Here is a 13,483-nt window from a genome sequence, read left to right on the forward strand (position 1 = left end):
GCCGTCCGTCACCTGCGGCGCGGCATCGCCCCGGGGCAATCATCCAAGGCGGTCATCCGAGGCAGGCCCGGATCGCGTCGAACCCGTCGGTGAGCGCGGCCGGGCCAGGCTGCAGGATCAGCGGCGACTTGATCTCGTGGATGCGCCCGTCGCGCACGGCCGGGATCGCCGCCCAGCCGGGTCGGGACCGGATGCGGTCGACATTGACCCGCTTGCCGCACCACGAGGCGAGGATCACGTCGGGCGCGGCTTCGATCACTTGTTCGGGCGTGACGATCCGGTCCTGCGCGGCCGGCTGCCGGCTCAAGGCCGGGAACACGTCCCGGCCGCCCGCGAGGCCGATCAGATCCGAGACCCAGCCGATGCCGGAGATCATCGGCGCGTCCCATTCCTCGAAGTAGACGCGCAGGGTCGGCCGGCCCCGCACCGCCGCGGCGGCCTCCGCCAGCCGCGCCTCGAAGCCGGCCGCCAAAGCCTCGGCCCGTTCCGGCAGACCGACGAGGGCGCCGAGGGTGCGGACCATGGCAAGGCAGCCCGCCACGTCGCGCTGGTTGAACAGGTGCACTGCCACGCCGGCCCGGGCGAGGTCGGCGACGATGCCAGCCTGGAGGTCCGAGAAGGCCAGGACGAGGTCCGGCGCCAGCGCCAGGATCTTCGGGATGTCCGCGCTGGTGAAGGCCGAGACCCGGGGCTTCTCCTTCCGGACCCGGGGCGGGCGCACCGCGTAGCCCGAGACGCCGACGATCCGGTCCTCCGCACCCAGCAGGTACAGAGTCTCGACGGTCTCCTCGGTGAGGCAGACGATCCGCTCGGGCGGGAAGCGCCGCATCAGCGATGGAACCACGTGAGTAGCCCGGCCCCGGGGGCCAGCAGCACGAAGGCCCAGACCAGGGCGGAGGCGACGTTGGCCAGCTGGAACGGCAGCCGCGCCAGGCCGAGGATGCCGGCGAAGAGCGGCACCAGGGCCCTGGCCGGCCCGAAGAACCGCCCCAGCGCCACCGCGGCGATGCCCCAGCGCCCGATGAAGGCCTCGGCCTTGGCCATGAGCTCGGGGTAGCGCCGCAGCGGCCACTTGGTCTTGGCCCCCGGTCCGAGCCAGCGCCCGGCCTCGTAGGAGATCCAGTCGCCGAGCGCGGCGCCCACCGCCGCGGCGATCACCACCGGCCAGAACGGGATGTCGGCGCCGCCGACGAGGGCGCCGATGCCGACCAGGATCACGGTCGCCGGCACGAACAGCGACAGGACCGCGATCGATTCGCAGAAGGCGAGGCCGCCGGCGATGAACGGCGTCCAGGCCTTGTGCGCCTCCACGAAGGCGAGGGTCGTGGTGCGCAGCGCTTCGATGTCCATGGGGCTCTGAACGGGGCTCGGCGGGTGGGAGGAGGGTCGGTCCCATCTGAGGCGCGCGGGGGAGGGCGGCAAGGGATAGGGGTGCAGGCGGCGCGGGAACCGGCTAACCGTAGCGGGACAACGAGCGAGTCCCGCGTTGAACGTCCTGTCGATCCAGTCCCATGTCGCCTACGGCCATGTCGGCAACGCCTCGGCGGTGTTTCCGATGCAGCGGCTCGGGGTCGAGGTCTGGCCCGTGCATACGGTGCAGTTCTCCAACCACACCGGTTACGGCGCGTGGCGCGGCCCCGTCTTCGACGCGGCGATGATCCGCGAGGTGGTGCGCGGCATCGGCGAGCGCGGCGTGCTCTCGACCTGCGACGCGGTGCTGTCGGGCTACATGGGGTCGGCCGAGATCGGCGCCGCGATCCTGGAGGCGGTGGACGCCGTGCGGGCGGCGAACCCCCGAGCGCTCTACTGCTGCGACCCGGTGATCGGCGACGTCGAGGAGGGCGTCTACGTGCGGCCCGGCATCGAGGCGTTCCTGCGCGAGCGCGCGGTCCCGGCCGCCGACATCCTCACCCCCAACCAGTTCGAACTCGGCCTCCTCACCGGCCTGCCGAGCCGCACCCTGGCGGAGGCCGCAGCCGCGATCGCGGCGCTCCAGGCGCGGGGGCCGCGGGTGGTCCTGGTCACCTCGGCGCTCTGCGCCGACACGCCCGCCGACAGCATCGACCTGCTCGCGGGCGCGGAGGGGCGGGTGTTCCGGGTCCGCACCCCGCGGCTCGCCATCGCGGTGAACGGGGCGGGAGACTGCATCGCGGCCCTGTTCCTGGTGCACTATGCCCGGACCGGCTCGGCCGAGGCGGCGCTCGGCGCGGCGGCGGCCTCGATCTACGGGCTGCTCAAGCGCACCGCCGAGGCAGGATCGCGGGAGATCCTGACGGTGGCCGCGCAGGAGGAATACGTGAACCCGAGCGCGCGGTTTCCGGTCGAGGCGGTGTGAGCGCGCTGCCATCGCGCGATCGATCTGCCGCATCGGCCCGGGCACCCGCGCGCTGTGCGCCGCGCCCCATGCCCACATCGCGCACCGCCCGCGTCGAAGCCTGTCCAAGCACCGTAGCCGCCGCTACGCCCAGCGACGCAGCATCAACCTTAAGGTAATTGCTGGGGAAAATTCAATCTTAACGAGAAGAACACGTAGTGCCAGCCGGCACGCGCATGTCAGAACCCACAGATACGGTTCTTCGTCGATGGCCGCTCGCCCGTGCTCAGACTTCAAACGCAGATCAGCGAAACGATCATCGTCCCAGATCTCAACAAAGCTGCGGAAAAACTGCGCGACCGTGCCCCTCTGACGCTCGCCTGCGCCGGGGCGCTGCTCATGATGATCGGTCCTGTCCGGGCCTACGACGAGGGCGACTGCGTCCGGCAGGAGACCGTCCCGGTCACCGTCGAGGAAGCTTACGGAACGTGGTCCGAGATGGACGCGGCCCGCAAGCGGGCCCTGGACCGCACCAACCAAGTGGCGATCGGCCAAGTGATCGGCTTCGAAGTCAAGTCGTCGCGCGAGAACCGCGCGGAGATCGTGAACAGCGACGCCGAACAGCGCTTCAAGCAATTCGAGCAGACCAATCTCGCCGGGTTCGTGCGGGTCAAGGTCCTCGAAGAGACCCGCAAGGAGGCGGATGCCGGTGGCTCCCTCTCGCTCAAGTCCGAGGTTACGGTCTGCGTGCCGAAATCGCAGGCCGTGAAGAAGGAGGAGCAGGAGCGTGCGGATCGGCGCCTGCGGCCGCCGAAGCCGGTCGATCCGACGAGCGCGGCTTGGTTCGATCCCGTCACGGGGCAACCGCGGGTCTGGTACTGGCGCGAAGGGCTGACGTACGAGTTCTTCGACAATTCCGGATTTCATCCGAGGACCGGCGACAAGCTGCTGATCGTCGACCGAAAGGTCGTGACCGAGTGGCGGCAGAGCGTCGAGCGGGCGAAGCGGGAAGCCGTGGAGCGTGCCCAACGGGATGCGGCCCAGCGGGAGGTCGAGGCCCAGCGCCAGGCGAGGATCGCGCGGGCGGGCGATCTGTGCGACCAGGCGGCGGCCGGCCTGTACGATCCCGATCGCCCGAAGGCGCTGCCCGGTGTCCCGTGGGATGTCCTGAAAGGGGCGGGGACCGACGCGATCGAGGCCTGCGAGATCGCCGTTCGGCAATACCCGGAGGAGCGGCGCTACCGCTACCAACTCGCTCGGGCGTACCAGACGTCCGATCCGAAACGGGCGCTACCGCTGCTGCAGGTGCTGATGCGGCAGAACTACCGCGCAGCCTATGACAATTTCGGATGGGCTCTCTTGGATACCCGCGTCGGCCGCAACGATCTGGCGGGGGCCATCGCGAGCTTCCGGCAGGGCGCCACTCTCGGCGATCCGGACGCGATGGTCAGCCTCGCGACGATGATTTCGAAGGGTCGCGTCGAGGGATCCGGGCCGGATGACGCGTATCGGCTCTTCAAGCGTGCGGCATCGATGGGACACCGCGAAGCGGCCGACGCGGTCGAACGCTTGATGGAAGGCCAGCGCCAGGCCGAGCAGCAACGCCTTCAGAACGAGCAGGCGGCGCGGGCCTTCATGGGAATTGTCGGCGGTGCCCTCGGCGGCATCGGCCGGCGCTGATTGGGAGAAACCGGATGACCGCGATCTGCCGCCAGGCCTTCGGTCTGGCCACCCTGTTGCTCGCCGGCCTGAATGGAGCCGCCGCTCAGTCGCCCGAGCCGGCCGGGTCCGCGGAAGCGGCGGCGGCGCTCAACGGCGGCGCCCATCTCACCGCGGGCGCGCGGCCCGCCTCGGTCGAGACGTGCTGGGCGGACTGGAAGGCGAAGGAGAAGCTCGAGGACGGCAAGAACGAGAAGAAGAACGGCTACTTCGTCTACGTCGCCCACGAGCAGGCGGCGGTCGCCGAGCCGCCGGGCTCCCGCAATTGGCTCGTCGGTCGCAATGCGGCCTTCACCTACGCGGAGATCAGCGCGCGAAAGGCCCTCGCGGAGTCGATGCGCTCGACGATGCGGTCGAGCCGGTCAGCGGCCGTCCAGATGTTCGGCGGGAGCGACGCACCGCCGTCCCTGCGGCCTGTCGTCGAGCAATTGTCGATCGTCGACAAGTCGCGCGTCCTCGCGGACAAGGCCCTCGATGCCGAGATCAAGAAATTCGATCCGCAATGGTCGGGCGGGACCGCGGCGCAGCAGCGCGCGGCGATCGCCACGCAGCAATTGCGGATCGACCAGAGCATCGAGAGCAGGGCGGAGATGTTCGCCTCCGGTGCGTTCACCGTTGTTCAGTGCGAGGGGCCGAGCGTGGAGGATGCAGGCAAGTACCACGTCCTGACAGGTCTGATCTGGTCGCCGAAGCTCGCCGGCATCGCGGAGACCATCTGGAACACGACGTTGACCCTGCAGCGTGAAGCCCCTCAGCCGCCGATCCGCCAGCAATTCGAGGCGATCAAGGCCGGGAACCCGGATTGGCTCGCCTACACGATGGGTGCCCGCGTCTTCACGGACGAGAACGGCGAACGCGTGGTGGTCGGCTTCGGCGTCGCCCCGCAGACCAACCTGATGCCCGCCGACCGAAGCCGTGCCAGCTTGGCGGCCATGGCGGCCATTCAGCAATTCGTCAGCGAGCGGGTCGTGGCGAACAGGATCGGCAAGGACGCCTACGAGTCACGCGGCATGAGCGACGGCTCGGTGCAGAGCTTCAATCTCGGAACCTATAACGAGGCTGTCAGGGCCCAGGCCGCGGATCTCCAGCTGAAAGGCGCCGCCGAGATCCTGTCGTGGCGGGGGGAGCATCCCTGGTCGAAGGCGAAGATGCAGGTCGTGGCCGTCGCCTGGAGCCAGCGCTGGGCGAAGGATGCCGACGCCGTCGGTCGGGCCATGGGCGCGGCAGAGCAGCGCATGACGCAGCAGGGCGGCCTTCCCCGGGCGTCCGCCACAGCCGACGAGGGCGATGGCGGCGCGCCGGCCGCCGCGCCCGTGCGGGCGGGCGCCGCTGCGACGACATCGGATTTCTAAGTCGCCGACGACGGCGGTAATCCGCGCGGACGACCGCCGGACCGGCGGTCCGTCCGCTGTCACCGAGGAGTTGATCGCTTGCACGACGGTGACGCGACCACGCGTGTCCCGGCCGCGGGCGGCCGCGTGATCTCCGCGGCACGGCCGCCGTCGCATCGCGTGACCTCAGCTGGACCGTCGGTTACGAGTCGAGCCGCTGCTCGCTGACGGTCATCAGCATTGGACGGACGTCAGGCGGCAGCCAGATCAGGAAGGCCCGACACGATGGCGCGCCGCTTCGTCACCCTCGACGTGTTCACCGAGCAGAGGCTCGCCGGCAATCCGCTGGCCGTGGTGCTCGACGCGGAGGGGCTCGACACCGCCGCCATGCAGGCCATCGCGCAGGAGTTCAACCTGTCGGAGACGGTATTCGTCCTGCCGCCCACGGAGGCCCGGCACCGGGCGTCCTTGCGCATCTTCACCCCCGGCCGGGAGCTGCCCTTCGCCGGCCACCCGACGGTGGGCACCGCCGTGCTGCTGGCGCTGCAGGATCCGTCCCGGGGCGATGCCCGGGCCTTCGGCCTGGAGGAGCGGATCGGAATCGTCCCCTGCGTGGTCGAAACGCTGGCGGACGGCAGCGGCGGACGGGCGCGGTTCCGGCTGCCGATCCTGCCGGAATACCTCGGTCCCGGCCCCGAGCCCGCCTTGCTGGCCCCGCTCCTCGGCCTCAAGCCCGCCGACATCGGCACCGGCCGGCACGCGCCGAGCCGCCACGGCGTCGGGCCGAGCTTCACCTGCGTGCCCGTGGGCTCGGTGACGGCCCTCGACGCCGCCCGGCCGGCCCAGGCGCCCGACCCAAACGACGGGCTCTACCTCTACACACCCGACCCCGAGGGCACCGGCCAGAGCTGGCGGGTCCGCATGTTCGCGCCGAATTTCGGCGTCACGGAGGATCCCGCCACCGGCTCGGCGGCCTCCGCCTTCGCGGGGGTGCTGATGCAGTTCGAGGCCCTGGGCGACGGCACGCACGACGTGGCGATCCGCCAGGGTGAGGCGATGGGGCGGCCGAGCGAGATCGCGCTCCAGCTCACCATCGAGGCGGGGGCCCTGCGGAGCGTCGAGATCGGCGGGGCCGCGGTGATCGTGGCCGACGGCACCCTGCATGTCTGACGGCTTCCGGATCACGCCGCTTGCCGCCGTGACGGCGCGGTTCGTGACCTACGACTGGGCCTTCCCCCGGGAGAATGCCGACGCCATCGCGGCGCATTGGCAGACCCGGATCGCCCGCGCGCCCGGCATGTTCGACGGCACCGTCCTGCTGTGCTGCGATCACGCGGTCGCGGACGGGGCCGCCCACCTCGACCTGTTCGCGACGCGCTACGCCACCTTCACCTACTACCGGGACACCCGGCACGCCGACGCCCGCATCGCAGACGCCCGCATCGCCAATGCCTTCGCGGCGATCGTGCCCTGGACCTCGGACGGCGCCGTCCTGCTCGGCGAGATGGGGGCCCGCACGGCCAATGCCGGCCAGCTCTACTTCCCCTGCGGCACTCCGGATCCGGACGACATACAGGGCGCGCGGGTCGATCTCGTCGGCAGCGCCGCCCGGGAACTCGCCGAGGAGACCGGCCTGGCGCTACCGGACGAGGCCGAAACGGATTGGGTGCTGCTGGAGGGGGAGGGCCAGCTCGCGTTCCTGCGGCCGGTGCGCTTTCCGGAGACGGCCGCGCGGCTCGTGGCGCGGATCGCCGACCATCTCGGCGCCGAGGCCGAGCCGGAACTCGCCGGGATGCACGTGGTGCGGGGCCGCGACGACATCGATGCCGCGCGGATGCCGGGCTTCGTGCGGGCCTACCTGGCGGACGCGTTCCCGCCCGCCCGCTGACCGGCGCGGCGCGGGGAAAGACGTTCGTCTCCCCGCGGGGACGGCCGGATGTCATCTCTGGCATCAATCGCGGGCAATACAGATTTTTGTTTCATTGACCGCCCTCGCGGCAAGCATAAGCTCGGACTTCCACAGAACAGCCCCGCACAACGCAGGCAGCGGATCGAGGCAGGCCCCATGCTCATCGGATCTCACGCTTGTCCCGGCGTCCGCAGGTTCGCCGGCGCGCTGCTCGCCGCCGCACTGACGCTGGCCACAACGACGCTGGCCACGACGACGCTGGCCGCGGTGGCCGCCCGCGCGGATGAGGTCGTCCTGCGGGTCGGCGACCAGAAGGGCGGGAACCGGTCACTCCTCGAGAGCGCCGGCTCCGCGAAGGATCTGCCCTACCGGATCGAATGGTCGGAATTCCCCGCCGCCGCGCCGATCCTGGAGGCGCTCAACGCCGGCGCCCTCGATGTCGGCTACACCGGCGACCTCTCCTTCCTCACGGTCGTCGCGGCCGGGGCACCGATCAAGGCGATCGGCGGCACCAAGTCGGATCCGCGGACGCAGGCGATCCTGGTCCGCGCGGATTCGCCGATCCGCTCGGCCGCCGACCTCAAGGGGAAGCGCCTCGCCGGCACCCGCGGCGGCTGGGGCCAGTTCCTGATCAGCGCGACGCTGGAGAAGGCCGGGATCGCGCCATCCGAGGCCACCTTCGCGCCGCTCAACCCGGTCGACGCCAAGGTCGCGCTGATGGCCGGCTCGGTGGATGCCTGGGCGGTCTGGGAGCCCTACGTCTCGTTCGCGACGCTCAGGGACAAGGCCCGGCCGATCGCGGATGGCGCGGGCCTCACGCCGACCATCACCTTCATCGTCGCCTCGGACAGCGCCATCGCCACCAAGCGGGCCGCCCTGCAGGACTTCCTGAGCCGCCTGGACAGGGCGCGGCTCTGGTCGCTGGACCATCTCGACGCCTACGCCCGGAACACGGCCGCGCTGACCAGGCTGCCGGAGGACGTCCTGCGCGCGGCCTACACGGCGCAGCGGACGCGGCCGATCGCGCTCGACGACGGTGTCGTGACGGAGGTCCAGGAGGCCTCGGACCGGGCGACGCGGTACGGGATCCTGTCGAGGACGCTGGACGTCGGGCGGGCCATGGACCGGAGCTTCACCGCCGCGGCCTCGAACTGAGCGCGGCGCGGTCGTGACGCGCCCGCGATTTTTGCGGCACCGCGGGAGCTTCGCTGTTTCCGGCACGTTCACCCGACGCTCCCCGCGGCGGCACGTGGCCGGGCGGGTCGCGTTCCGGAGTGTCCATGTCCTCTACTCGTCGTCCCGCATCGCAGTCCCGCGCGGCCCGCACGCGCATCCAGGAAGGCCAACCCTACCCCCTGGGCGCCACCTGGGACGGGCTCGGCGTCAACTTCGCCCTGTTTTCCGCCCACGCCACCAAGGTCGAACTCTGCCTGTTCGACGATGCCGGCGAGCAGGAGATCGAGCGGATCGAGCTGCCCGAGTACACGGACGAGATCTGGCACGGCTACCTGCCCGACGCCCGCCCCGGCACGATCTACGGCTACCGGGTCCACGGCCCCTACGAGCCGAAGGCCGGCCACCGGTTCAACCCCAACAAGCTGCTGATCGACCCCTACGCCAAGGGGCTCGTCGGCTCGATCACCTGGAACCCGGCCCTGTTCGGCTACAAGATGGAGACCGGCGACGACCTGACCTTCGACGAGCGGGACAGCGCCCCCTACACCCGCCGCTCCCGGGTGATCGACCCGGCCTTCACCTGGGGCCGGCACCAGAAGCCGCTGGTGCCCTGGGACAAGACCATCGTGTACGAGGCCCACGTCAAGGGCATGACCAAGCTCGACCCGCGGGTGCCGGAGAAGCTGCGCGGCACCTATGCCGGCCTCGGGACCCGGGACGTGCTCGACTACATCAAGAGCCTCGGCGTCACCTCGGTGGAGCTGCTGCCGGTCCATTCCTTCGTGCAGGACGACTACCTGCAGGAGAAGGGGCTGGTGAATTACTGGGGCTACAATACGATCTCGTTCTTCACCCCCGCCCGGCGCTACGCGGCGGTGCCGGACTTCGCCTTCTCCGAGTTCAAGGAGATGGTCTCGCGCTTCCACGGCGCAGGCCTCGAGGTGATCCTCGACGTGGTCTACAACCACACCGCCGAGGGCAACGAGAAGGGCCCGACCCTGTCGTTCAAGGGGGTCGACAACGCCTCCTATTACCGGCTCCTGCCCAACGAGCCGCGCTACTACATCAACGACACCGGCACCGGGAACACCTTCAATCTGTCGCATCCGCGGGTGCTGCAGCTCGTCACCGATTCCCTGCGCTACTGGGCGCAGGAGATGCAGGTGGACGGGTTCCGCTTCGATCTCGCCACGATCCTGGGCCGCGAGCCCTACGGGTTCGACGAGGGCGGCGGCTTCCTCGACACCTGCCGCCAGGATCCGGTGCTCAACAACGTCAAGCTCATCGCCGAGCCGTGGGATTGCGGCCCGGGGGGCTACCAGGTCGGCGGCTTCCCGCCCGGCTGGGCCGAGTGGAACGACCGGTTCCGCGACGATGTCCGCGCCTACTGGAAGGGCGATGGCGGGCTGCTGCCGGATCTGGCGGCGCGGATCGCGGGCTCGGCCGACAAGTTCAACAAGCGCGGGCGCAAGCCCTGGGCCTCGGTGAACTTCCTCACCGCCCATGACGGCTTCACCCTGCACGACACGGTCTCGTACAACGACAAGCACAACGACGCGAACGGCGAGGGCAACCGCGACGGCCACTCGCACAACCTCTCGTACAATTACGGGGTGGAGGGCCCCACCGACGACCCGGAGATCCGGGCGGTGCGCCTGCGCCAGATGCGCAACATGCTGGCGACGCTGTTCCTGTCCCGCGGCACGCCGATGCTGCTCGCCGGCGACGAGTTCGCCCGGACCCAGAACGGCAACAACAACGCCTACTGCCAGGACAACGAAGTCTCCTGGCTGGACTGGGATGCGATCGGCGACGAGGAGCGGGATCTCGCGGAGTTCACCCAGCGCCTGATCATCCTGCGCAACGCCCTGCCGATCCTGAGCCGCGGGCGGTTCCTCACCGGTCAGTACGACGAGGAGTTCGGCGTCAAGGACGTGACGTGGCTGCGGCCGGACGGGAGCGAGATGGCGGGCGAGAACTGGTCGGACGGCGAGGCCCGCGCCTTCGCGGTCCAGCTCGACGGGCGCGCCCAGGCCACCGGCCTGCACCGCCGCGGCGGGGACGCCACGCTGCTGATCATGTTCAACGCCTACCACGACCTCGTGACGTTCACGCTGCCCGAATCCGTGGGAGGCGTGGCCTGGACGCGGCTCCTCGATACGAACCTGCCCGACAGCCAGGACGTGGAGAGCTTCAAGTTCGGCTCCGGCTACGACGTGACCGGGCGCTCGCTCCTGATGTTCGTGCTGAAGCCCGAGGACAGCCCTGGGACGGAGGACAACGCCATGGAGCGCTCCTACCAGCACGTCATGCAGGCCTTCGAGCGGGCGAACGTGGAGCATGTCCGCTTCCACCTCGACGACGCCGAGGGGTGAGGGACGCGGCCGGGCGGTTTTCGCATCGCCCGGCCGACTGCGCCTTGCGCCGGACGGCGCACCCGGCTAACAGCACGGCACCGCGCGGCCCTGGCCGCGCCCGGCGCGCCGCGTGTGCGCCCGGGCGCCCGGTTCGCGGACGGAGGGGTGGCCGAGTGGTTGAAGGCGCACGCCTGGAAAGTGTGTATACCGGAAACGGTATCGCGGGTTCGAATCCCGCTCCCTCCGCCAACGCCTTGCTAAGTGGCTGACACGCCACGAAACGCACTGAAATCAATAGCTTACGACTGGGCGACTGCAACCCCGAGGTGTTATCCGGGAGCATGCCCGACGTGAGCCGCTACACGCACCTTGGGCAGCGCAAAGGCAGCGCGAATTGGTACTTTAAGGCCAAGGTCCCCCGCGATCTCGTAGCCGCCTTGGGGCGGGAGCAGTTGTGGAAGTCGCTCAGCACTGCTGATTTCGCGGAGGCGAAGCGCCGAGTCCGCGACGAGGCGGACGCCTTCGACAAGCAGTGCCGAGCCCTTCGTGACCGGTTGGCATCCGATGGCTGCGACACGGTCGGGAGCGTGGTTCTGACATCGCTGACCGAGGCTGCGATCGAGCAAGTGGCGATCAATTGGTTCAGCACCGTGCTGCCGAAGGGGAGCAGCGGGCGCGGATGGCGGTGCCGCTTGATCGAGACGAGGCGCTGATCAACCTGAGGCAGGATGAGGCCGCGCTGAACGATCCGAACGACCTGGGTCTTGATGCGTCGTACCAAACCGCGATCCGGCTGCTTTGGGCCAACGACGTTCGCTTGCTCAAGCGCCGGCTCAATCCGATCCGAGCCGCCGGATCGCCGTTGCCGTTCGTGGTGAGCCGAGAGGACGCGGCCTCTGCGCAGTTCAGGCAGCTCTTGGCCCTGCTGCCGAGGGGCAGGTTGGAGGATATCCACCGGAGCAGGGCGCGTCTGGCGGGCGACTATCAGGAAGTAGCGTTCGATCCGGTATTCCGGCTGCGTGCCGAGCCGAACGGCAAGACGCTGCCCAGGTCATCGCGGCATTTCGAGCCGAGCCGCAGCGAGCCACCCTTATCGCCAAATCACAGCAGACCTACGACGTGGTCTTCCGCCTCGCGGGCGAGCTGTTCGGCGCTATCAAGCGACATCCGGATCTGCCCCCCCCATCAGGACCCCCACCATGGCCCCTATCGTCCTCCCCATCGCCCTAACCCTGGCCCTCGCCGCGGTCGCCTCGATCACGGTGCCGGCCGCCGCGGTCACGTTCCACCGTACCGAGAAGGTTTACGGGGCGGACGGCCGCCGGGTGGCCGTGATCAAGCGGACGAACTTCGGAACCAAGATGTACAGGCAGGACGGCCGGCGGATCGCCACGATCAAGGGCGGTAGGTAGCCGGCGCTCACTAGATCCGGCGGCGGTCAGCCCCGCGGAGGGTTAAGCCCCGTCACCGGTGCAGTGGGTGTTAGCGGGTCCGGGCAACAATCAGGTATCGCCGTCACGGGATGCCTTATGCCGGCCCCTCAGACCCTCTACGCCATTGCCGCGATCATCAGCGCCGCGGCCCCTGCGATCGTCGCCATCACCGGCCTTGTTGGGGAGCTGCGCCGCGGTCGGCGGACACAGTCGAAGCTGCCGTTCAACCAGGACCAGCCCCGGTAACGGCCGTCGTGGCAGGGCCGCCACGCTTATTCCCGCGTTTCGGTGTGCCAGCATGGTCCGTACCGGCGTCAGCCGCGCCTACTCTGGCCATGATGATGCTCAGTCCCGAAACCCTGGGAGCGGCGGCCGTGGTCATCATCGCTGTCACGGGGCTTCTGGCCGAGATCCGGAGGTGGCGCCGCTAGGCTTCGTCCCGGCCTAGCTCCGCGACCACCCGCCGGCCGGCCTATGTGAGTAGCCAAGCCGGTCCGCCGCTGCGGGCATTTCCATGTAGTCCCGGCTGTCGCGAAAATGGCACATGAGCGGCACTAATCAGCGCGAGAAGTCTGGGAACTGATTTCTAAGCGAGGTTGTCCTCGACAACTCGCGCACCTGGGCGTCAGGCTGCCTGCCTGAGCGCGGCCGCGCACGTTGTGAAGCGCTATGCTGGGCACCTGGACGAGGCGATCGGCATGTCGGGTGGTTTAGGCGGCACGAACGGTGACGGTATCGCTGGCGGCACAGGCGGCAGCGGCTATAACGGCACACCCGGCACGGACGGTACAACAGATACTGCGACCTTCGCATCTTACGGTGGCAGCGGCGGCGGGGGTGGTGGCGCCGGTGGCGGTGGGCACGGCGGCGGCGGCGGCGGAGCGGGCGGCTACGGCGCGATCAACACGGGCGGTGCGGCCAGCAATCTTGGCACGATAACCGGCGGCAATGGCGGAGCGGGTGGCACTGCCGGGGGCGCCAGTGCCCCTGGCACCGCGGTCGGGTGAGTCGGCGGCCGGGGCGGCGACGGCGGCATCGGCCTCTACTTCGCCGGTGGCAACAGCTTTACGAATTCAGGCACGGTCTTTGGCGGTAACGGTGGGGCCGGCGGCGGTCTGGCCACGTCTGGTGCCGCGACCGGCATTGCCGGTGACCTTGCCCCCTGGTCTGCCCTCATTCTGAAGCTAGAGTCCGTCGATCAGGAGACGGACGATGAAGAAGAGCCGGTTCAGCGAAGAGCAGAT

General features: G+C 69.7%; 12 protein-coding genes and 1 tRNA gene. 11 read left to right on the top strand and 2 right to left on the bottom strand.

What is annotated here, in order from left to right; genetic code table 11:
- Positions 1-52 precede the first annotated feature (52 nt).
- Positions 53-829 carry a cobalamin-binding protein gene (locus ABIC70_RS23820; protein ID WP_354441434.1) on the bottom strand — a complete coding sequence of 259 codons (777 nt, stop codon included), beginning with the start codon at positions 827-829 and terminating at the stop codon, positions 53-55.
- The gene (locus ABIC70_RS23825; RefSeq protein WP_043347771.1) at positions 829-1,350 is read right to left on the bottom strand and encodes a DedA family protein; all 522 of its coding nucleotides are present in this window, start codon (positions 1,348-1,350) and stop codon (positions 829-831) included. The genes ABIC70_RS23820 and ABIC70_RS23825 overlap by 1 nt, the downstream gene beginning before the upstream one ends.
- A gap of 136 nt (positions 1,351-1,486) precedes the next feature.
- On the opposite strand from ABIC70_RS23825, the gene pdxY reads away from it, so the two are divergent.
- From pdxY to ABIC70_RS23880, 11 genes are all read left to right on the top strand, one after another.
- Positions 1,487-2,335 (top strand): pyridoxal kinase PdxY, encoded by an 849-nt coding sequence (gene pdxY / locus ABIC70_RS23830; protein ID WP_279899907.1) that lies wholly within the window; start codon positions 1,487-1,489, stop codon positions 2,333-2,335.
- 378 nt (positions 2,336-2,713) lie between these two features.
- Positions 2,714-3,994 carry a tetratricopeptide repeat protein gene (locus ABIC70_RS23835; RefSeq protein ID WP_354441425.1) on the top strand — a complete coding sequence of 427 codons (1,281 nt, stop codon included), beginning with the start codon at positions 2,714-2,716 and terminating at the stop codon, positions 3,992-3,994.
- Between the two features lie 14 nt (positions 3,995-4,008).
- A complete protein-coding gene (locus ABIC70_RS23840) occupies positions 4,009-5,385 on the top strand; it encodes a hypothetical protein (protein ID WP_182593056.1) in 1,377 nt (458 codons plus the stop codon).
- A gap of 264 nt (positions 5,386-5,649) precedes the next feature.
- The gene (locus ABIC70_RS23845) at positions 5,650-6,534 is read left to right on the top strand and encodes a PhzF family phenazine biosynthesis protein (protein ID WP_043389498.1); all 885 of its coding nucleotides are present in this window, start codon (positions 5,650-5,652) and stop codon (positions 6,532-6,534) included.
- The gene (locus ABIC70_RS23850; RefSeq protein WP_182593057.1) at positions 6,527-7,252 is read left to right on the top strand and encodes an NUDIX hydrolase; all 726 of its coding nucleotides are present in this window, start codon (positions 6,527-6,529) and stop codon (positions 7,250-7,252) included. The genes ABIC70_RS23845 and ABIC70_RS23850 overlap by 8 nt, the downstream gene beginning before the upstream one ends.
- Positions 7,253-7,429: 177 nt before the next feature.
- The gene (locus ABIC70_RS23855; RefSeq protein ID WP_182593058.1) at positions 7,430-8,428 is read left to right on the top strand and encodes an ABC transporter substrate-binding protein; all 999 of its coding nucleotides are present in this window, start codon (positions 7,430-7,432) and stop codon (positions 8,426-8,428) included.
- 125 nt (positions 8,429-8,553) lie between these two features.
- On the top strand, positions 8,554-10,824 hold the full coding sequence (gene glgX, locus ABIC70_RS23860) for a glycogen debranching protein GlgX (protein ID WP_043756238.1): 2,271 nt from the start codon (positions 8,554-8,556) through the stop codon (positions 10,822-10,824).
- 141 nt (positions 10,825-10,965) lie between these two features.
- Positions 10,966-11,055: transfer RNA gene (locus tag ABIC70_RS23865), tRNA-Ser, on the top strand.
- Positions 11,056-11,156: 101 nt separating this feature from the next.
- Positions 11,157-11,519: a DUF6538 domain-containing protein gene (locus ABIC70_RS23870; RefSeq protein ID WP_354441428.1), complete on the top strand. Its 363-nt coding sequence runs from the start codon at positions 11,157-11,159 to the stop codon at positions 11,517-11,519.
- A gap of 486 nt (positions 11,520-12,005) precedes the next feature.
- Positions 12,006-12,218 (top strand): hypothetical protein, encoded by a 213-nt coding sequence (locus tag ABIC70_RS23875; protein ID WP_354441430.1) that lies wholly within the window; start codon positions 12,006-12,008, stop codon positions 12,216-12,218.
- A gap of 117 nt (positions 12,219-12,335) precedes the next feature.
- Positions 12,336-12,485, top strand: a complete 150-nt coding sequence (locus ABIC70_RS23880) for a hypothetical protein (protein WP_354441432.1) — start codon at positions 12,336-12,338, stop codon at positions 12,483-12,485.
- Positions 12,486-13,483 lie beyond the last annotated feature (998 nt).

The sequence above is a fragment of the Methylobacterium sp. 1973 genome (genome assembly GCF_040545035.1).
GTDB classification, from domain to species: domain Bacteria; phylum Pseudomonadota; class Alphaproteobacteria; order Rhizobiales; family Beijerinckiaceae; genus Methylobacterium; species Methylobacterium fujisawaense.

Excerpts from the sequence above, each read along its gene's own strand:
- ABIC70_RS23835 (WP_354441425.1), top strand. The coding sequence starts at position 2,714 with ATGATGATCGGTCCTGTCCGGGCCTACGACGAGGGCGACTGCGTCCGG.
- ABIC70_RS23875 (WP_354441430.1), top strand. The coding sequence starts at position 12,006 with ATGGCCCCTATCGTCCTCCCCATCGCCCTAACCCTGGCCCTCGCCGCG.
- ABIC70_RS23820 (WP_354441434.1), bottom strand. The coding sequence starts at position 829 with ATGCGGCGCTTCCCGCCCGAGCGGATCGTCTGCCTCACCGAGGAGACC.
- ABIC70_RS23825 (WP_043347771.1), bottom strand. The coding sequence starts at position 1,350 with ATGGACATCGAAGCGCTGCGCACCACGACCCTCGCCTTCGTGGAGGCG.
- ABIC70_RS23845 (WP_043389498.1), top strand. The coding sequence starts at position 5,650 with ATGGCGCGCCGCTTCGTCACCCTCGACGTGTTCACCGAGCAGAGGCTC.
- ABIC70_RS23850 (WP_182593057.1), top strand. The coding sequence starts at position 6,527 with ATGTCTGACGGCTTCCGGATCACGCCGCTTGCCGCCGTGACGGCGCGG.
- ABIC70_RS23880 (WP_354441432.1), top strand. The coding sequence starts at position 12,336 with ATGCCGGCCCCTCAGACCCTCTACGCCATTGCCGCGATCATCAGCGCC.
- ABIC70_RS23840 (WP_182593056.1), top strand. The coding sequence starts at position 4,009 with ATGACCGCGATCTGCCGCCAGGCCTTCGGTCTGGCCACCCTGTTGCTC.
- glgX (WP_043756238.1), top strand. The coding sequence starts at position 8,554 with ATGTCCTCTACTCGTCGTCCCGCATCGCAGTCCCGCGCGGCCCGCACG.
- ABIC70_RS23855 (WP_182593058.1), top strand. The coding sequence starts at position 7,430 with ATGCTCATCGGATCTCACGCTTGTCCCGGCGTCCGCAGGTTCGCCGGC.